Raw genomic sequence first — 17,556 nt, forward strand, 5'->3', positions numbered from 1 at the left:
TCGGGGCCTTTTCCATGAGTGACGACGACAAGAACGATCAACAAACACCACCAAGTGAAGATGTAGGAGCGCACCCCACTGGTGCGCCATGGCGCAACTTCTATGGTCGTTTTAAGGGCAAGAGCCTTCGGGATTCTCAGGAAGAGTATCTGGAGCAGGACCTTGCGGCGCTTTCCCCTGGTAAGGTTACGTGGGAGGAAAACCCTGATCGTGTAAATCTCGACCTTGAAGGGCTGTTTGGTAAGCGCGATGTCTGGCTCGAGATCGGATTCGGCGGTGGCGAGCACATGGTGCACCAAGCGGCGACCTATCCTGATGTCGGAATTATCGGGTGCGAACCGTACATCAACGGCGTGGCGATGCTATTGGGGAAAATTCGTGCAGCGGGTGTTGAGAACGTCGCGGTTCATCCCGGTGATGTGCGCCATATGTTTGATGTGTTGACCGATGCGTCGATTTCGCGTGCGTTTCTTCTCTATCCTGATCCATGGCCCAAGCGCCGCCACCATCGCCGCCGCTTTGTAACGCCAGAGCATCTAGCGCCTCTTTCGCGCGTGTTAAAGCCGGGAGCGATTTTCCGCGTTGCAACGGATATTCCTGATTACGTCAGGCAAACCCTGAAGGAAGTTCCAAAGCAGGGTTTCACGCTTCTAAACCCTGATCCCGATACTTGGCAGAATGAATGGGACGACTGGATTTCGACGCGCTATGAGCAAAAGGCCTATCGCGAAGGCCGCAAGCCACATTATTTGACTTTTCAACGGAACGAAAAATAGGTGGCGATTATGCAGTTTACAGTCGCAATTGATGGTCCTGCTGCTGCGGGCAAGGGAACGATTTCCAAGGCCGTTGCCGCCCATTTTGGCTTTGCGCATCTGGATACGGGGCTTCTGTATCGGGCAGTTGGTGCGCGCGTATTGACGGGCGACGATGCGATTGCCGCGGCGCGCGGGCTAACGACTGCGGATTTGGAACGCCCATCGCTTCGGACTGGCGAGGTCGCGCAAGAGGCAAGTAAAGTTGCGGTAATCCCTGAGGTTCGTCACGCCTTGCTGGAGTTTCAGCGAGAGTTTGCAGAGCGTGAAGGCGGCGCAGTACTGGATGGTCGCGACATTGGGACGGTTATTTGTCCGGATGCACAAGTTAAGGTGTTCGTGACAGCAAGCGCCGAAGTGCGCGCAGATCGTCGGTATAAGGAACTCGTCGCTCAAGACCCCGAAATTAAGCTCGCGGAGGTTTTGGCGGACGTGATCGCACGCGACAAACGCGACAGTGAGCGGGCGACTGCGCCACTCGTCGCCGCAAAAGACGCGCTTTTGATTGATACCAGCGATTTGAGCATTCCAGAGGCCGTTGCGCAGGTTGTCGCCGCTATTGATGAGGCACGCGGGGCTTAAGCCCTTGCTCATACGGCTAATAGCCACTATATAGCGCCTGTCGATAAGGCGGAATCGCCACGCAGCAGTTTTATACAGGGTCGGGTTTTATACTCCGGCCTGTTTTTGTTGGGTGGTCCGAGACGTTGACCAACTGAAATCGAAAGACCGGCGGAGACAACCGCGCGGCCCGTTAAAATGACTATGTAAAGGAAACTGAGACCACATGGCTCAAACAAACTCTATGGACGAATTCGAAGCCCTTCTTGCTGAAAGCTTCGAAATTGACACACCCGAAGAGGGTTCCGTTGTCAAAGGTAAAGTCATCGCAATCGAAGCTGGCCAGGCCATCATCGATGTAGGCTACAAAATGGAAGGCCGCGTTGAACTTAAAGAATTCGCAAATCCAGGCGAAGCTCCTGAAATCGCAGTTGGTGACGAAGTTGAGGTTTTCCTCGACCGCGTAGAAAACGCCAAAGGCGAAGCTGTTATCTCGCGCGACAAAGCTCGCCGTGAAGAAGCATGGGATCGCCTCGAAAAAGCATACGGTGACGAAGAGCGCGTCGAAGGCGCAATCTTTAGCCGCGTTAAAGGTGGCTTCACAGTTGACCTTGGTGGTGCAGTGGCGTTCTTGCCCGGCTCCCAAGTTGACGTACGCCCCGTGCGTGACGCTGGCCCATTGATGGGTCTTAAGCAGCCGTTCCAAATCCTCAAAATGGACCGTCGTCGTGGCAACATCGTTGTTTCCCGCCGTGCGATCCTTGAAGAGTCCCGTGCGGAACAACGTGCAGAAGTTATCGGCAAGCTTGCTGAAGGTGACGCAGTTGACGGTGTTGTTAAGAACATCACTGAATACGGTGCGTTTGTTGACCTTGGCGGCGTAGACGGTCTGCTTCACGTGACTGACATGGCATGGCGCCGTGTGAACCACCCATCCGAGATCCTGAACATTGGCGAAACAGTCAAAGTACAGGTTATCAAAATCAACAAAGAGACGCACCGCATCTCCTTGGGCATGAAACAGCTCCAAGACGATCCGTGGACACTTGTTGAGAGCCGCTTCCCACTCGAGTCCGTTCACAAGGGCCGCGTAACAAACATCACTGATTACGGTGCGTTTGTTGAGCTTGAGCCAGGTGTTGAAGGTCTTGTGCACGTTTCTGAAATGTCTTGGACAAAGAAGAACGTACACCCAGGCAAAATCGTTTCTACTTCGCAAGAAGTCGAAGTTATGGTTCTGGAAATCGACAGTGCAAAACGCCGCGTTTCGCTTGGTCTCAAGCAAACACAGCGCAACCCATGGGAAGTCTTTGCTGAAAGCCACCCAGTTGGCACAAACGTCGAAGGTGAAGTTAAGAACATCACTGAATTCGGTCTCTTCATCGGTCTTGATGGCGACATCGACGGCATGGTTCACCTGTCAGATTTGACATGGGAAGGCCGTGGCGAGGACGTTATCGGCGACTTCCAAAAAGGCGACATGGTGAAAGCCGTTGTTACCGAAGTTGACGTCGAAAAAGAGCGCATCTCTCTGAGTGTTAAAGCTCTCGACGATAGCTTCTCTGGTGCAGTCGAAGGCGTTAAGCGCGGCTCGATCATCACTGTTGAAGTAACTGCGATCGAAGATGGCGGCATCGAAGTTGAGTATGAAGGCGCTAAGTCCTTCATCCGTCGCTCCGATCTGTCTCGTGACCGTGCCGAGCAGCGCCCAGAGCGTTTCGGTGTTGGTGACAAAATCGACGTTCGCGTAACCAACGTTGACGCGAAAACACGCCGTCTTGGTCTTTCGATCAAAGCGCGTGAAATCGCTGAAGAAAAAGAAGCAGTTGAGCAATATGGCTCCTCGGATTCCGGTGCATCGCTCGGTGATATCCTTGGTGCAGCGCTTAAAGGCGACGAATAATCTAACCGACGTTTAGTCCTAGATTTTAACGGCCCTGCCATCTGGTGGGGCCGTTTTCTTTTTGCCCGAATCGTGTGCACTTATTGTGGTTTTCGAATCGAGTATTCAGACCCGTGGGCCAGAGCGAGGGCGAAAAAAGCAAAATAACCGGCGAAACGCGGCTTGGTAACGAGGTTTTTTACGGCTAACTCCTTGGAAAATCTTTATTACGCAATAAATTAGGCATATAGTTGTTTGAAGTTTAGAGCCTATTTTACTCGCGTCGTTTAACCAAATCGGGAGGTACCACGGATGATCCGTTCGGAACTGATTCAAAAAATTGCCGATGAAAACCCGCATCTTTATCAGAGAGATGTGGAGCGTATTGTGAATACTATTTTTGAAGAGATCATTGAAGCGATGTCGCGCGGAGACCGCGTTGAGCTGCGCGGTTTTGGCGCGTTTTCTGTTAAGAAGCGCGAAGCTAGGATGGGGCGCAACCCACGAAGCGGAGACAGTGTAGCAGTCGAAGAAAAGCACGTGCCATTCTTCAAAACAGGTAAGCTGCTACGAGACCGTTTGAACGGAAAGTAACTAAATGCGTTATGTTCGCTACGCTTTTTTGGCGGCCTTGGGGTTGGTGCTGATTACAGTTGCACTAGCCAATCGTGCGGTTGTTTCGGTGCAACTTTTGCCCGACGATATTGCCACGTTTTTTGGGTTTCAGTACGAAACTGCCTTACCGCTCTTTATCGTGATTTTCCTTGGGATCGTTGCGGGCCTTTTGATCGGTTTTGTGTGGGAGTGGATTCGCGAATACAAACAGCGCGCCGAAGCGAGCCGCATGAAACGCGAGATGGCAGCCCTGAAGAAAGAAGTTGCGCGTCTCAAGAGCGAAAAGGGCGAGGAGCAAGACGAAGTGCTTGCACTGCTTGAGGATGGTGCCGCAACTCGCTAAACCATCCTTATGATACGTATTCAAAATCGCGAAAGCATGGAACAAGCGCAGGGCGTAAACGTCAAAATTTGCGGGCTGCGTACTGTTGAGGATGTAGCTGCTGCGGCGCAGGCTGGAGCGGCGTATGTCGGATTCGTCTTTTTTGAGAAATCGCCTCGGAATGTGACCATCTCTCAGGCACGGGAATTAGCGCTTGAGGTACCTGTCGGAGTTGCGAAGGTTGCCTTGACCGTCAACGCAAGTGACGATCTCCTTGACGCGATAACGACAGAAGTACCGCTTGATATATTGCAGCTTCACGGCAAGGAAAGCCCAGAACGCGTCGCCGAAATCCGTGCAAGGTATGGGCTCCCTGTGATGAAAGCGGTTGGTGTCGCCACCGCCGACGACCTTTCGCAGCTTCAAGCATATGAGCAGGTCGCTGATCAGATCCTTGTCGATGCAAAGCCCGCTCCAGATGCGGACCTGCCAGGCGGGAACGGGATTTCATTTGACTGGCGCCTTATCGCAGGCCGTCGATGGGATCGCCCATGGATGCTCGCTGGAGGGCTCTTGGCGCAAAATGTTGCCGAAGCAGTGAAGTTGACCGGCGCTAGGCAAGTGGATGTTTCGTCTGGGGTTGAAACTGCCCCCGGAATCAAAGACCAAGAGATGATCGCAGAATTCGTGCAGGCCGCACAAAAGGAATACAGCCATGAATGATCTATTTAACAGCTTTATGAATGCTCCTGACGAGAACGGGCGCTTTGGTGATTTTGGTGGTCGGTTTGTATCCGAAACATTGATGCCGCTGATTCTGAGCCTCGAAGAAGAGTATGAGCGCGCCAAGACCGACGCGAGCTTCTGGGCGGAGATGGACGATCTGTGGAAGCACTACGTTGGTCGGCCAAGCCCGCTCTATTTTGCCGAGCGCATGACAGAAGACTTGGGCGGGGCCAAGATTTACCTGAAGCGTGATGAGTTGAACCACACAGGTGCGCACAAGATTAATAACGTACTTGGGCAAATCCTGCTCGCGAAACGTATGGGCAAGACCCGCATCATTGCCGAAACAGGCGCGGGTCAGCATGGTGTTGCAACGGCAACTGTCTGCGCGCGCTTTGGGCTTAAGTGTGTCGTCTATATGGGCGCGCATGACGTTGAGCGCCAAGCGCCGAATGTGTTCCGTATGCGTTTGCTGGGTGCAGAAGTCGTGCCAGTTACCTCAGGGCGCGGCACACTCAAGGATGCGATGAATGACGCACTGCGCGACTGGGTGACGAACGTTGAGAATACGTTCTATTGCATCGGGACGGCTGCGGGGCCGCATCCCTATCCGGCAATGGTACGCGATTTTCAGTCGATCATCGGCAAAGAAACCCGCGAGCAATTGCAAGAACACGAGGGCGAGGGGCGTCTGCCCGATACATTGATCGCCGCGATCGGTGGCGGCTCGAACGCGATTGGTTTGTTCTATCCGTTCCTGAACGACGACAGCGTCAACATCATTGGTGTTGAGGCTGGTGGCAAGGGCGTCAACGACAAGATGGAACACTGCGCGAGTTTGACTGGTGGCCGCCCCGGTGTGCTGCATGGCAACCGCACGTATCTGTTGCAGGACGATGACGGGCAGATCCTTGAGGGGTTCTCGATTTCGGCTGGGTTGGATTATCCTGGTATTGGGCCAGAGCACAGCTGGCTCCACGAAATTGGCCGAGCAAAGTATGTGGCGATTACGGACAAAGAGGCGCTTGAGGCGTTCCAGTACTGCTGTACGCAAGAGGGCATCATCCCAGCACTTGAACCATCGCACGCTTTGGCGCACGTGATGAAGATCGCGCCGACGCTGCCCAAGGACCATATCATCGTGATGAATATGTGTGGCCGTGGCGATAAGGATATCTTTACTGTCGCGCGTGCGCTTGGCTTTGATATGGGCGAAGCCGACTAGGACGAGCCGCGAAACTTATCCGCAAGCTTTTGAAGGCCCGAGCGCGTATCCTGCGGCTCGGGTTTTTCTTCTTTTGCGGGGGGCTGTTTCGGTGCCTTGGTGCCCGATGACCGCGGCGGAGCAGTGCGCAGCGCAATAGCGTTCATGAATTTTCCGCTGTCGCCCTTGGCAAGCTCGGCAATGCCGTCACTAATGCCGCGCAAGACATCATCAAGCCAATCCTGATCCGCTTTCGCAAAATCGTGAAGAACATAGCCTGCCACGCGATCTTTGTGCCCCGGGTGTCCGATCCCCATCCGCACACGCGCATAGGTGTCTCCGATATGTTGATGCATCGACCGAAGCCCGTTGTGCCCAGCATGACCGCCACCCTTTTTGACGCGAATCTTTGATGGCGCAAGGTCCAGTTCGTCGTGGAAAACGGTTACGTCGTCGGGTGTGAGTTTATAGAACCGCATCGCTTCGCCGACGGATTGCCCAGACAGATTCATGAATGTTTCAGGCTTGAGTAGGATAACCTTTTCTCCTGCCAGATTACCCTCGCTAACGGATCCTTGGAATTTGCTGCGCCAAGGCGAAAACCCGTGATCGGCGGCAATGTGGTCCAACGCCATGAAACCTATGTTGTGGCGGTTATGTGCGTATTTCGCACCGGGATTTCCGAGGCCGACAAATAACTTCATGCTAATCTATCCTTGGTTTCGACGAGTGCCCCCGCAACGCGCCCTTCAAATGGGTCAGGTTCGTATTTCACGCCCGACAGGTACAATCCTTGGGGCGGGCAAACTGGCCCACAAGCGGCGCGATCACGGGCTTCTAGCGCTTTTTTAACATCCTGCGGTGCCCAACTGCCTGCGCCGACCCGTTCAAGAGTGCCGACGAAGCTACGGACTTGGTTATGAAGAAACGCGCGTGCACGCACATAGAACCGATACTCGGTTGCATCTTCGAGCGGAATTTCTTCGACGCAAAGTTCGTCCAATGTGCGCAGCGGAGAGTTCGCTTGGCAAATGGTTGAACGGAACGTGGTGAAATCATGTCGGCCGAGCAGGTATTGCGCGCCTTCTTGCATTGCATCACGGTCCAGCGGATGGGCAACCTGCCACACATTCCCCGCTTCAAAAGTCATAGGAGCGCGCCGTGAAACCAGCCGGAAGAGATACCGACGCTCAAGCGCGGAAAAGCGTGCGTGGAAGTCGTCATCCACAGGGGCCGCATTCACAATGGCGACGGGGTGCGGCTTGAGGTGATAGTTCAGCGCTTCCGCAAGGCGAAAAGCGTCCCATTCACGCGCGAGGTCGCAATGCGCAACCTGAGCGGTTGCATGAACACCTGCGTCCGTTCGGCCAGCGGCGGCGATGCCTTTGTTCGTCGGGTCGATTTTCAGGAGAGCTTCTTCTACGGTCTGTTGAACAGAAGGATGCTCCTTTTGACGCTGCCATCCACGAAATGGCGCGCCGTGATATTCGATTTTGAGAGCATAACGAGGCATATGTTGGCGATACATTCTCGGACTGAAAATGGCAACAGGGACGTCATTTTGCGCGCCCTCTAGGAAAATCTCCGAGAACAGCCTACATATTATTCATAACAAAATGAGGACAGACATTGGGTTTAGGCGATTTCACGGATAGCGTTTTGCGCGATGTCGAGGGCCTTGGGGCGCGCGTGAACGAAGCGTTGTTCGAGCCTACTATCCGATTGGGCGTCACGGGCCTGAGCCGTGCGGGCAAGAGCGTCTTTATCACGTCACTGGTTTCCAATCTTCTTCAGCGCGGGCGCATGACGCAGTTCGCCGCCGCAAATGACGGTCGTCTGCGTACCGTTTACCTTCAGCCGCAGCCAGATGATACAATCGCGCGTTTCCCGTACGAAAGCTATTTGGCGGCTCTGACGGGCCCCACGCCGTTCTGGCCGCAGAGCACGCGAAACGTGAGCGAGTTACGACTTTCGTTTCGCATCAACCCTTCGGGATTGCTGGGCGGGCTGCGCGGCGCGCGGACGATCCATCTGGATATCGTTGATTACCCGGGTGAATGGCTCTTGGATCTGGCGTTAATTGGCAAATCATATCGCGAGTGGTCGGACGAGGCGCTGCAACGTATGGGCGCGCAGGATATCGGCGTTCAAGTTGCCTACCAGCTAGAGCAAGTCGATGCGGATCAGCCGATGGATGATGTCGCCATTCAGGAGCTAGCAGCAGAGTACACACGTTTTGTCCGCGATGCACACGCGCAGGGCATGAGCAGTGGTGCGCCCGGTCGTTTTATCCTGCCCGGTGAGTTGGAAGGTTCGCCCGTCATCACGTTCGCACCACTTCCACCGCTGGAACGCTCTGCAAAGGGCGCAGTTTGGCGTGAGATGGAGCGGCGCTTTAATGCATACAAATCAGAGGTCGTTCGGCCATTCTTCCGCGATCATTTCGCCCGCATTGACCGCCAGATCGTGCTTGTCGATGTTTTGGCTGCGCTACACCGTGGACCGAAGGCTGTGGATGACTTGCAAACCACGATGGCAGATATTCTTGCGGGGTTCAGGCCCGGACGGAATAACTGGCTTAGTGGTTTGTTGACTGGCAAGAAGGTCGAGAAAATTCTCTTTGCGGCGACCAAAGCCGATCACTTGCATCAAAGCCAGCACCCGCGATTGACCGCGCTAATGGATGCGATGCTTTCGCAAGCTAAATCGCGGGCCGAGTTCGCTGGGGCGCAAACCCAAGCCATGGCAATCGCCGCCCTGCGCACAACTTCCGAAACTACGATCAACCACGAGGGGCGACAGCTTGAATGCGTGCAGGGACGCATCGCAAATAGCACCAAGCCTGTCGCGTTTTATGCTGGGAACCTCCCCAAAGACCCGTCGCGGGTATTGGCGTCTGCGCAATTGGGTAAGGAAGAGTGGGCAGATTTTACTGTGCGGAATCAGGATTTTGATCCCGCTATCCTTGAGCTTAAGCAAAGGCAGGGGTTGCCACATATCCGGCTTGATAAGGCGCTGCAATTTTTGATCGGAGACGCGCTGTGATGCAAAACGATGAGCCAGTGCTTCTTGAGTTGGATGTTGACGAGGTCGTTTCGCCCGCCGACGCACCCGAGATAAGCGAAATTCCCGAAACGAGTATGCAACGGGCGGCCATATTCGCCGCGCGACCAGTTTCACGGATTGGCCGGATTTTCTGGGCGCTATTGACCGCGTTTTTAGGTGCAGTCGTTTCTGTAGCGGCGTGGGATTTCGTCACGGAAATGATGGCGCGCAATGTGGCGCTTGGCTGGGCTGTGTTCGCGCTTGTCGTTTCGCTTGTCGTGGTTATGTTGGTCATGGCGCTGCGTGAACTGGCGGGCTTCTTGCGGCTTGCGAAGCTGGATGCGTTGCAACAAGAGGCGGTATCGGTTCATGCCACCTCAGACGTCGAGAAGGCGCGGCATTTTACGAAACGGCTGGTGAAGCTTTACCACAATCGCGCGGATGCCGAATGGGGCCTCGCGCAGTTTCAAGAACACGCGGCGGATCAGTTCGATGCATCGGACCTGATGACGCTCGCTGAAGTAAAGATCATCGCCCCGCTCGACGAGGCCGCAAAACGAGAGATTCAGGCCGCAGCACGGCAGGTTGCGACCGTAACGGCAATTGTTCCGCTAGCGTTGGCGGATGTTTTCGCGGCCCTAACGATGAACCTGCGCATGATCCGACGGATTGCCGAGATATACGGCGGGCGTGCGGGGACTCTTGGATCGTGGCGTCTAACCAAGATCGTGTTGGGGCATCTTGTGGCGACGGGCGCGGTTTCCGTGGGCGACGATCTTATCGGCTCTATTGCGGGGGGTGGTGTTATGTCCAAAGTCTCTCGCCGGTTCGGAGAAGGAATCATCAACGGAGCGCTCACCGCGAGGGTTGGAGTTGCTGCTCTAGAGGTATGCCGCCCCATGCCGTTCGTCGCACGCAAACGCCCGCGGGTGACGATGCTCGTTCAAAAAGCGCTTACAGGTTTGTTCGGTTCTCGGAGCAAGGATGTGAGCGAAAGCTAAGTAAAGATCGGCGGTCCGTCTTTGGGCTGCTTAATCGCTTCTATACCAAGGCGAAGTCCGCGCCCGATACGATGCGCAAGGGCCGAGAATGCGCGCGCGGTTTCAGGGGCAAGCTCTTGGGCGAGGACTTCGTCAAACAGCTCAAGCCATTGCGCGAAATGCTCGGGTTCGATGGCTGAAACACCCATATGTACCTGCATCGGATTGCCGCTATATGCACGTTCATAGAGTATAGCGTTTCGCCAGAACGCGGCTATCTTTGCTTCGTGCGGTCGCCATACCTCGGATGAGGTGCCGAGACGATCAATGAAAATCGGGCCCAACACATGATGCGCACGAATTTTTGCATAGAAGGCAGTAACGACGCGGTCGATTTCGCTTGGGGCAATATCAAAACGGGCAAGTGCAGTGGACATTGGGCCGCTCCTTTCACTTTAGTTGATACGCCTCTGGCGTTCGGGCGCAACTGTCGTATTGCCGCAGTTCAAAGAAGCGGGGCATTCCACTGGACCCCGAAGAAACCCCGCATTATAAGGCGCCTATGAGGATGTATCTTTTGACCCTTATACGAATTATTTGCCCGGCGCTCTGAGCCAGAGCCGCCGGGACAAGGCGCCTGCATTGCGCGCCGCCCTATGATCCAAAATTTTCCGTTTAAGGACCGCAGATATGTGCGCCGACACGCCTGAAACACCGAATTATAAATCCACCCTAAACCTTCCCAAAACCGACTTCCCGATGCGCGCAGGACTGCCCAAGCGCGAGCCCGCATGGTTGGAAAAATGGGAAAAACTTAACGTCTATAGCAAGCTGCGCGAGAAAAAGGGCCGTAAGCCTTTTACGCTCCATGATGGCCCTCCCTATGCGAACGGCCACCTTCATATTGGTCACGCGCTGAACAAAACCATCAAAGATGTTATCGTGCGTAGCCACCAGATGATGGGCTTTGATGCGCGTTATATCCCGGGTTGGGATTGTCACGGCCTTCCGATTGAATGGAAGATCGAGGAAAAGTACCGCCAGAAGGGCAAGAACAAAGACGAAGTTCCAATAAATGATTTCCGTGCGGAATGTCGTAAATTTGCGCAGGGATGGGTTGATATTCAGCGTGACGAGTTCAAGCGCATGGGGATCACGGGGACGTGGGATAAGCCGTATCTTACGATGGATTTCCACGCCGAGCGCGTGATTGCCGAAGACTTTATGAAGTTCCTCATGAACGGAACGCTCTACCAAGGCTCCAAGCCTGTGATGTGGTCGCCGGTCGAGAAAACCGCGCTGGCCGAGGCCGAGATCGAGTATCACGACCACAAGAGCCATGCTATTTGGGTGCCGTTTAAGGTTCGTTCCGGCGCGGATGAACTCGGCGAGGCGCGGGTTGTTATCTGGACGACAACACCTTGGACGATTCCGTCCAATAAGGCGATCGCATATAACCCTAACATTGCGTATGGGCTCTATCGGGTTGAAGAAACCGAAGATGAAAGCTGGACCGCGGCAGGGGATCTCTACGTTCTCGCTGACCGCCTTGCGGGTGATGTGTTGACGCAATCGCGCGTAACCAAGTTCGAGCGCGTGCGTGATGTCGCTGCGGACGAGTTGTCTGGTGCCGTTTGTAGCCACCCGTTTGCGGGATTGGATGGCGCCGGAGGCTTCTGGGATTATGATGTTCCGGTGATTGATGGCGATCACGTAACCGAGGATGCGGGTACAGGCTTCGTTCACACAGCACCAAGCCACGGTGCGGACGACTATGAGTGCTTTGTTAAGCGCAACTGGCTTGACCGCATGACTCATAATGTCGGCGAGGAAAGTGAATTCTTGCCGCATGTTCCATTCTTTAACGGGATGCAAGTTTTTGACCGCAAGGGCAAAGAGGGCAAGGCCAACCCCGCCGTCATCGCTAAGCTGATCGAGGCAAACGGCCTGATCGCGCGGAGCCGCATCACGCACAGCTATCCTCACTCATGGCGCTCCAAAGCACCGATCATTTTCCGCAATACGCCACAGTGGTTCGCGGCGATTGACCGTGAGATTGGCGATGGCAAAGATACGTTTGGCAAAACCATCCGCGAACGCGCGCTGACCGAGATCGACAATGTGAAATGGACGCCGCAATCGGGACGTAACCGTCTGCATTCAATGATCAAGACGCGCCCTGACTGGGTGTTGTCGCGGCAACGCGCATGGGGTGTGCCGCTGACGTGCTTTACCCGCAAAGGTGCGCTGCCAACGGATGAAAATTTCTTGCTCCGTGATGAAAATGTAAACACGCGTATTGTCGAAGTGTTCGAAGCAGAAGGCGCGGATGCGTGGTACGCAGAGGGCGCTAAGGAGCGGTTCCTCGGTGGTTTGCACAACCCTGATGATTTCGAGCAGGTGTTCGATATTCTGGATGTGTGGTTTGATTCTGGTTCGACGCACAGTTTCGTGCTGCGTGACCGCGAGGATGGAACCGACGACGGTATCGCCGATGTGTACATGGAAGGCACCGACCAGCATCGTGGATGGTTCCACAGTTCGCTGCTTCAAAGTTGCGGCACGAATGGTCGCGCGCCATATCGCAACGTTGTGACGCACGGCATGACGCTGGATGAGAAGGGCATGAAGATGTCCAAATCTATCGGCAACACCATCGTTCCCGAGAAGGTGATCCAGCAATACGGTGCCGATATTCTACGGCTTTGGGTGGCGCAGGCGGACTATACTTCTGACCAACGGATCGGGCCCGAGATCCTTAAGGGTGTGGCCGACAGCTATCGTCGCTTGCGTAACACGATGCGGTACATGCTTGGTTCGCTCTCAGAGTTCAGCGAAGCAGATCATGTCGAGTTCGAAGATATGCCCGAGCTTGAGCAGTTGGTATTGCACCGTCTTGCCGAGCTCGATCATGTTGTGCGCAAAGGCTATGCCGCGTTTGATTTCCAAGGTGTTTTCCAAGCGGTGTTCAACTTTGCAACGCTAGACCTGTCGGCGTTCTATTTTGATATCCGCAAGGATGCGCTTTATTGCGACGGGAACACGTTACAGCGCCGCGCCGCGCGCACTGTGCTGGACATCTTGTTCCATCGCCTCACCACTTGGCTCGCGCCAATTCTGATCTTCACGATGGAAGAAGTATGGCTTGAACGCTTCCCGGGTGATGATAGCTCCATCCATCTTCTGGACTTCCCCGAGACCCCTGCGGATTGGCTCAACGAGCCTCTCGCGGCCAAATGGGATGGTGTACGCAAAGCACGCCGCGTTGTCACGGCGGCGCTTGAGATTCAACGTCAGGATAAGGTTATCGGCGCAAGTCTTGAGGCCGCACCCGTTGTGCATGTGCGTGACGAGAAGGTCCTAGCGGCGCTCAAGGGGCTTCCGTTTGATGATATTTGTATCACTTCTGCTGTGCAGCTAACCAATGATCCGATCCCCGCAGAGGCGTTCCGCCTTCCCGAGATCGAAGGCATCGGTGTTGTGTTTGAAATGGCTGAGGGCGAGAAATGTCAGCGCTGTTGGAAGACGCTGCCGGATGTCGGCAAGCATAGCCACGAAGGTGTTTGTGGCCGCTGCGACGAAGCCTTGGGTTAACATGATCCGCCACGGGAAACTGTGGCGGATTTTTCTTTGGGGGGTGGCATGGTTGAAGCTGGAATAGAGACCCCGTTCGGACGACTGGGCCTTATTGAGGAGCAAGGCGCAATCACGCGACTGCTCTGGCAAAGCGATGCGCCTGAACCTTCCACGCCGCTTCTGCAAAGTGCTGCGGAGCAGTTGAATGCCTATTTTGCTGGCGAGACCAGATCTTTTGACCTTGAATTGCGCCCAAGCGGGAGCGGCTTTCAGCAATCCGTAAATGCGGTGATGCAGGCGATTCCGTTTGGCGAGACCCGCGCATATGGCGAGATCGCGCAGGAGCTTGGCGCGTCGGCGCAGGCGGTCGGGAATGCTTGTGGTGGGAACTCTATTCCGATCATCATTCCCTGCCACAGGGTCTTGGGCGCCAACGGCCTTGGTGGTTTTTCAGGCGACGGTGCAGTTGAGACCAAAGTCAAACTCTTGATCCATGAGGGCGCGGCGGGCTTGCTTATCTAGCTGCTTCACTCTTGGGCGGAATGATCTGTTGGGCGATACCCGCGCAGATCAGATACCACGAGGTCGCAATCAGGCCGATGTTCACAAAATGAGGCGGGTTGAATTGCTCCCAAGCGGCCCAGCCAGCTAGGAACGTCCACGCGAGAGCCATCGGCAGTGATACAGCGCGCCAGCGCTCTGTGCGGACGGGATGGATGAATTTGAAGGGCATGAACATCGCGACGGCCAGTACCATGATAATGCCAAGCATGACCCAGAAATTAGGCGTGACCGCGAAAAAGACCAAGACCACCATGTTCCAACATCCGGGGAAGCCAGAGAATGAATTGTCCTTGGTTTTCATGCGTGTATCCGCAAAGTACAGCGCACTCGTGAAGGTGATCACGATGATCGCGATCCACCCTGTCCAGCCTGGAAAGAGACCAGATTGGAAGAGCGCGAATGCGGGAATAAATACGTAAGTCAGGTAGTCGATAATCAAATCGAGCAGGACGCCGTCATAGATTGGCGCGTTGTCCTTGACGTTGAAATGCCGTGCAAGCGGGCCGTCAATGCCGTCCACAAAGAAGGCCACAACAAGCCATAGAAACATCATGCTCCATGAGTGGTTTACAGCTGCGAGGAGGGCAAGCATGGCGAAGACAGCGCCAGTAGCCGTGAGGAGATGAACGCCATATGCGTAGAAAGATTTGCTCATGCGTCTTGATGGCCTAAATGAAGATGGCTTGCAACGTGAATGAAGGGGTTATGCGCGCGGATGCGAGCGTTCGTATACTTCCATCAATCGCGCGGTGTCGACAGCGGTATAGGTTTGGGTTGTCGATAGTGAGGCATGACCCAGCAACTCCTGAATCGCCCTAAGATCTCCGCCTGCGCTCAGAAGATGTGTCGCGAAGGAGTGGCGCAACGCGTGTGGCGTCGCACTTGCCGGGAGGCCCAATTGCATTCGTGCTTGTGCCATCTTTGCCTGTACCGCGCGAGGACGCAGAGGCCCGCCACGTATTGCGAAAAAGAGGGGGGACTTTGGGGTTAGCTCATACGGACAAGATTTGGCGTATTGCTCAACCGCGTTTTGGATGACGGGCAACACGGGCACGATGCGTTCCTTGCCCCCTTTGCCCAATATTCGCAGGCTGCTTGAAAGCGGTACATCCGAACCAGTGAGCGCGAGCGCTTCGGATATACGCAGGCCGCAGCCATACAACAGTGTAAGTATCGCGACATCCCTGTTGGCGACCCATGTTTCGGTGCTTTGATGCTCAATTGTTTCGATTAACGCTCGCGCGGCGTCTTCGTCTACGGGACGAGGGAGCTTCTTTTGGAATTTCGGCGCGCGTGTTGTGAGGACTGCGGTGGCGTCAAAGCTGTCTCGCTCGGAAAACCATTGATAGAAGCTTTTGACAGCGGATAGTTCCCGCGCAAGCGATCGAGGGGCAATGCCGCGCGTGCGCTCATGTGCCAGCCATGCGCGCATATCCCGAACGGTTATCTTTTTGAGAGGGGCAGCGCCAAGGTTCGCCCCGAAGCGCTCTCCCATGAAGGAGAAGTAGCACAACAAATCGGTTTGATAGGCGAGTACCGTATTTTCCGAGACGCCCTGAACCGCGCGCTTCATGTTCAACCATTCCTCAAGCAGGGCGCTTGCGGCTGGTGATATCAATGTCATGACAACCAGCGCCGCATGGCGCGCTCGAATGCTCCAGCGAAGAACGCGAGCAAGTCTGTGCCTTGATCAGCCTTAAAAAGATGCGGATCTTCGGAGCCGAGTAGCAACATTCCGGGTAGGCGACCGTTTCCAAAATCAAGCTTCAGCGCCGCCTCGGAGCGCACATACTCGGCGGCTTCGCCGTAAATGCTGTTATCTTCAGGGCGGTATTGGCGCAGGGTGACTTGGCGGGTGTCGATTTGCCGGCCAGCCTTTAGATAGCGATCAACGAAACCGGGCTCGGTCACCGTTAGAACATGGCCAAGCTTTTGAACCACCGGATCGTCGCCCCCTTGAGCGCTTTCCAAAACAAGGCGAATGGTTTGAACCTTGAGGGTTTCGGCGACATTTGTGCTCAGCTCGCGCAAGAAACCTTCGAAATCGGTTGGATCGAGAAGCTGTAGCACTGCGCGCTGAACTTGGTTGGTGCTTGCAAGGTTTTCGTAAGCCGCGGCAATCACGGAGCGGTGCGTGTCCTCTAGACGGTCTAGGCGCGCTTCAAGCCGGTCCATCGCAATACCGCGAAGGTCAACAATGTTTCCGCCAAGCGCCCGATCATTCGCGCCAACAAGGGCACGCATCAGGTCTTGGTCCTCAAGAATAAACTCGGGGTCCGTAATTATCTTTTCACGGAGGTCTTCTTGCAAAATCGCGTTGCTCAAGGTGCCTGCCTCGTCTGTACATACTGGCCTGTTTCGCGGATTTTTCCGTCGTTTATGGCCGATATCGTTTACTGCTTGACTATTTCTAGCATGACGCAGAGCCCATTGCACCAGAATTTTGGAACTTGCGCGGAACTGTGCTTTGGACACCATTTATTAAGTTCTGGCAGACAAAATAAAAACGGCAGCCCCAAGTGGTCGGGACTGCCGTTGTAATGCGTAATCTGGGTAGGGCTTAGAGGATCTTTTGACCTGTTTTCGCCCAGTCCGCGAGGAACGCGCTTAGACCAGCATCCGTAAGCGGGTGGTCGGCCATTTTCTTGATAACAGCAGGAGGAGCTGTACAAACGTCCGCACCGAGGAGCGCACAATCTTTCATGTGGTTGACGGTACGGATGGAGGCCGCCAAAATCTCGGTCTCGAACGCGTAGTTGTCATAGATTGTGCGGATATCAGCGATCAGGTCCAAACCATCAATGTTGATGTCATCAAGACGCCCGATGAAAGGAGAGATGAATGTCGCGCCAGCTTTCGCCGCAAGCAACGCTTGGTTTGCAGAGAAGCAGAGAGTCACGTTGACTTTGGTGCCTGCGTCGCTAAGCGTTTTACAAGTTTTCAATCCTGCCCATGTCAGAGGAACTTTGACACAGATGTTTTCTGCAATCTCTGCCAGCTTACGACCTTCGGCGATCATTTCGTCGGCTTCGGTTGCAACAACTTCGGCAGAAACCGGACCTTCGACGAGGTCACAGATTTCTTTTGTGACTTCGAGGATGTCACGGCCGGATTTCATAATGAGCGACGGATTTGTCGTCACCCCATCCACCATGCCGAGATCATTGAGTTCGGCGATAGCAGGTACGTCAGCGGTATCTACAAAGAATTTCATGAGAGTATTCCTAGTTAGGTTGGGCTCTATCCAGCGCCTGTTTACCGCAAGT

General features: G+C 54.7%; 18 protein-coding genes. 11 read left to right on the plus strand and 7 right to left on the minus strand.

The window, feature by feature from the left end; translation table 11 throughout:
* The first annotated feature begins 14 nt into the window (after positions 1–14).
* The 7 genes from ACFE33_RS03475 (at position 15) to trpB (ending at position 6,146) form a co-directional block, all read left to right on the plus strand.
* Complete coding sequence (locus ACFE33_RS03475) at positions 15–776, plus strand: tRNA (guanine(46)-N(7))-methyltransferase TrmB (RefSeq protein ID WP_380056949.1); 762 nt, start codon at positions 15–17, stop codon at positions 774–776.
* A 9-nt stretch (positions 777–785) separates the two neighbouring features.
* Positions 786–1,397: a (d)CMP kinase gene (gene cmk, locus ACFE33_RS03480; RefSeq protein ID WP_380056952.1), complete on the plus strand. Its 612-nt coding sequence runs from the start codon at positions 786–788 to the stop codon at positions 1,395–1,397.
* Between the two features lie 205 nt (positions 1,398–1,602).
* A complete protein-coding gene (gene rpsA, locus ACFE33_RS03485) occupies positions 1,603–3,279 on the plus strand; it encodes a 30S ribosomal protein S1 (protein ID WP_380056955.1) in 1,677 nt (558 codons plus the stop codon).
* Positions 3,280–3,570: 291 nt separating this feature from the next.
* Positions 3,571–3,852: an integration host factor subunit beta gene (gene ihfB / locus ACFE33_RS03490; protein ID WP_380056958.1), complete on the plus strand. Its 282-nt coding sequence runs from the start codon at positions 3,571–3,573 to the stop codon at positions 3,850–3,852.
* A gap of 4 nt (positions 3,853–3,856) precedes the next feature.
* On the plus strand, positions 3,857–4,216 hold the full coding sequence (locus ACFE33_RS03495; RefSeq protein WP_380056960.1) for a lipopolysaccharide assembly protein LapA domain-containing protein: 360 nt from the start codon (positions 3,857–3,859) through the stop codon (positions 4,214–4,216).
* 9 nt (positions 4,217–4,225) lie between these two features.
* On the plus strand, positions 4,226–4,918 hold the full coding sequence (locus tag ACFE33_RS03500) for a phosphoribosylanthranilate isomerase (RefSeq protein ID WP_380056962.1): 693 nt from the start codon (positions 4,226–4,228) through the stop codon (positions 4,916–4,918).
* Positions 4,911–6,146, plus strand: coding sequence for a tryptophan synthase subunit beta (gene trpB / locus ACFE33_RS03505; RefSeq protein WP_380056965.1), 1,236 nt, complete (start codon positions 4,911–4,913; stop codon positions 6,144–6,146). Before ACFE33_RS03500 ends, trpB begins: the two co-directional genes overlap by 8 nt.
* On the opposite strand, the gene pth is transcribed toward trpB, so the two are convergent.
* Both pth and truA read right to left on the minus strand, forming a co-directional pair.
* On the minus strand, positions 6,143–6,829 hold the full coding sequence (pth, locus tag ACFE33_RS03510; RefSeq protein ID WP_380056967.1) for an aminoacyl-tRNA hydrolase: 687 nt from the start codon (positions 6,827–6,829) through the stop codon (positions 6,143–6,145). The two genes, trpB and pth, sit on opposite strands and share 4 nt — an antisense overlap.
* Complete coding sequence (gene truA / locus ACFE33_RS03515; protein WP_380056970.1) at positions 6,826–7,638, minus strand: tRNA pseudouridine(38-40) synthase TruA; 813 nt, start codon at positions 7,636–7,638, stop codon at positions 6,826–6,828. Before truA ends, pth begins: the two co-directional genes overlap by 4 nt.
* A 116-nt stretch (positions 7,639–7,754) precedes the next feature.
* On the opposite strand from truA, the gene ACFE33_RS03520 reads away from it, so the two are divergent.
* Positions 7,755–9,170 carry a YcjX family protein gene (locus ACFE33_RS03520; RefSeq protein WP_380056975.1) on the plus strand — a complete coding sequence of 472 codons (1,416 nt, stop codon included), beginning with the start codon at positions 7,755–7,757 and terminating at the stop codon, positions 9,168–9,170.
* Positions 9,170–10,171, plus strand: coding sequence for a YcjF family protein (locus ACFE33_RS03525; RefSeq protein WP_380058647.1), 1,002 nt, complete (start codon positions 9,170–9,172; stop codon positions 10,169–10,171). The genes ACFE33_RS03520 and ACFE33_RS03525 overlap by 1 nt, the downstream gene beginning before the upstream one ends.
* On the opposite strand, the gene ACFE33_RS03530 is transcribed toward ACFE33_RS03525, so the two are convergent.
* A complete protein-coding gene (locus ACFE33_RS03530; RefSeq protein ID WP_380056977.1) occupies positions 10,168–10,587 on the minus strand; it encodes a group III truncated hemoglobin in 420 nt (139 codons plus the stop codon). The genes ACFE33_RS03525 and ACFE33_RS03530 overlap by 4 nt on opposite strands.
* Positions 10,588–10,840: 253 nt before the next feature.
* On the opposite strand from ACFE33_RS03530, the gene ileS reads away from it, so the two are divergent.
* Positions 10,841–13,744, plus strand: a complete 2,904-nt coding sequence (gene ileS, locus ACFE33_RS03535; protein WP_380056980.1) for an isoleucine--tRNA ligase — start codon at positions 10,841–10,843, stop codon at positions 13,742–13,744.
* A 48-nt stretch (positions 13,745–13,792) separates the two neighbouring features.
* Positions 13,793–14,248, plus strand: a complete 456-nt coding sequence (locus ACFE33_RS03540) for a methylated-DNA--[protein]-cysteine S-methyltransferase (protein ID WP_380056983.1) — start codon at positions 13,793–13,795, stop codon at positions 14,246–14,248.
* On the opposite strand, the gene ACFE33_RS03545 is transcribed toward ACFE33_RS03540, so the two are convergent.
* The 4 genes from ACFE33_RS03545 to fsa form a co-directional block, all read right to left on the minus strand.
* The gene (locus tag ACFE33_RS03545) at positions 14,241–14,945 is read right to left on the minus strand and encodes a CDP-alcohol phosphatidyltransferase family protein (RefSeq protein WP_380056985.1); all 705 of its coding nucleotides are present in this window, start codon (positions 14,943–14,945) and stop codon (positions 14,241–14,243) included. The genes ACFE33_RS03540 and ACFE33_RS03545 overlap by 8 nt on opposite strands.
* A gap of 48 nt (positions 14,946–14,993) precedes the next feature.
* Positions 14,994–15,914 carry a tyrosine recombinase XerC gene (locus ACFE33_RS03550; protein ID WP_380056988.1) on the minus strand — a complete coding sequence of 307 codons (921 nt, stop codon included), beginning with the start codon at positions 15,912–15,914 and terminating at the stop codon, positions 14,994–14,996.
* Positions 15,911–16,615: a DUF484 family protein gene (locus tag ACFE33_RS03555; protein WP_380056991.1), complete on the minus strand. Its 705-nt coding sequence runs from the start codon at positions 16,613–16,615 to the stop codon at positions 15,911–15,913. The genes ACFE33_RS03550 and ACFE33_RS03555 overlap by 4 nt, the downstream gene beginning before the upstream one ends.
* 235 nt (positions 16,616–16,850) lie before the next feature.
* Positions 16,851–17,504: a fructose-6-phosphate aldolase gene (fsa, locus tag ACFE33_RS03560; protein ID WP_380056993.1), complete on the minus strand. Its 654-nt coding sequence runs from the start codon at positions 17,502–17,504 to the stop codon at positions 16,851–16,853.
* Positions 17,505–17,556 lie beyond the last annotated feature (52 nt).

The organism is Falsihalocynthiibacter sp. SS001, from assembly GCF_042445055.1.
Classification (GTDB): domain Bacteria; phylum Pseudomonadota; class Alphaproteobacteria; order Rhodobacterales; family Rhodobacteraceae; genus Falsihalocynthiibacter.

What these genes read in the sequence shown, in the direction of transcription:
- fsa (WP_380056993.1), bottom strand. Translation starts at nt 17,504, where the DNA reads ATGAAATTCTTTGTAGATACCGCTGACGTACCTGCTATCGCCGAACTC.
- ileS (WP_380056980.1), top strand. Translation starts at nt 10,841, where the DNA reads ATGTGCGCCGACACGCCTGAAACACCGAATTATAAATCCACCCTAAAC.
- ACFE33_RS03500 (WP_380056962.1), top strand. Translation starts at nt 4,226, where the DNA reads ATGATACGTATTCAAAATCGCGAAAGCATGGAACAAGCGCAGGGCGTA.
- cmk (WP_380056952.1), top strand. Translation starts at nt 786, where the DNA reads ATGCAGTTTACAGTCGCAATTGATGGTCCTGCTGCTGCGGGCAAGGGA.
- truA (WP_380056970.1), bottom strand. Translation starts at nt 7,638, where the DNA reads ATGCCTCGTTATGCTCTCAAAATCGAATATCACGGCGCGCCATTTCGT.
- pth (WP_380056967.1), bottom strand. Translation starts at nt 6,829, where the DNA reads ATGAAGTTATTTGTCGGCCTCGGAAATCCCGGTGCGAAATACGCACAT.
- ACFE33_RS03545 (WP_380056985.1), bottom strand. Translation starts at nt 14,945, where the DNA reads ATGAGCAAATCTTTCTACGCATATGGCGTTCATCTCCTCACGGCTACT.
- ACFE33_RS03540 (WP_380056983.1), top strand. Translation starts at nt 13,793, where the DNA reads ATGGTTGAAGCTGGAATAGAGACCCCGTTCGGACGACTGGGCCTTATT.
- trpB (WP_380056965.1), top strand. Translation starts at nt 4,911, where the DNA reads ATGAATGATCTATTTAACAGCTTTATGAATGCTCCTGACGAGAACGGG.
- rpsA (WP_380056955.1), top strand. Translation starts at nt 1,603, where the DNA reads ATGGCTCAAACAAACTCTATGGACGAATTCGAAGCCCTTCTTGCTGAA.
- ihfB (WP_380056958.1), top strand. Translation starts at nt 3,571, where the DNA reads ATGATCCGTTCGGAACTGATTCAAAAAATTGCCGATGAAAACCCGCAT.
- ACFE33_RS03525 (WP_380058647.1), top strand. Translation starts at nt 9,170, where the DNA reads ATGCAAAACGATGAGCCAGTGCTTCTTGAGTTGGATGTTGACGAGGTC.
- ACFE33_RS03550 (WP_380056988.1), bottom strand. Translation starts at nt 15,914, where the DNA reads ATGACATTGATATCACCAGCCGCAAGCGCCCTGCTTGAGGAATGGTTG.
- ACFE33_RS03475 (WP_380056949.1), top strand. Translation starts at nt 15, where the DNA reads ATGAGTGACGACGACAAGAACGATCAACAAACACCACCAAGTGAAGAT.
- ACFE33_RS03495 (WP_380056960.1), top strand. Translation starts at nt 3,857, where the DNA reads ATGCGTTATGTTCGCTACGCTTTTTTGGCGGCCTTGGGGTTGGTGCTG.
- ACFE33_RS03530 (WP_380056977.1), bottom strand. Translation starts at nt 10,587, where the DNA reads ATGTCCACTGCACTTGCCCGTTTTGATATTGCCCCAAGCGAAATCGAC.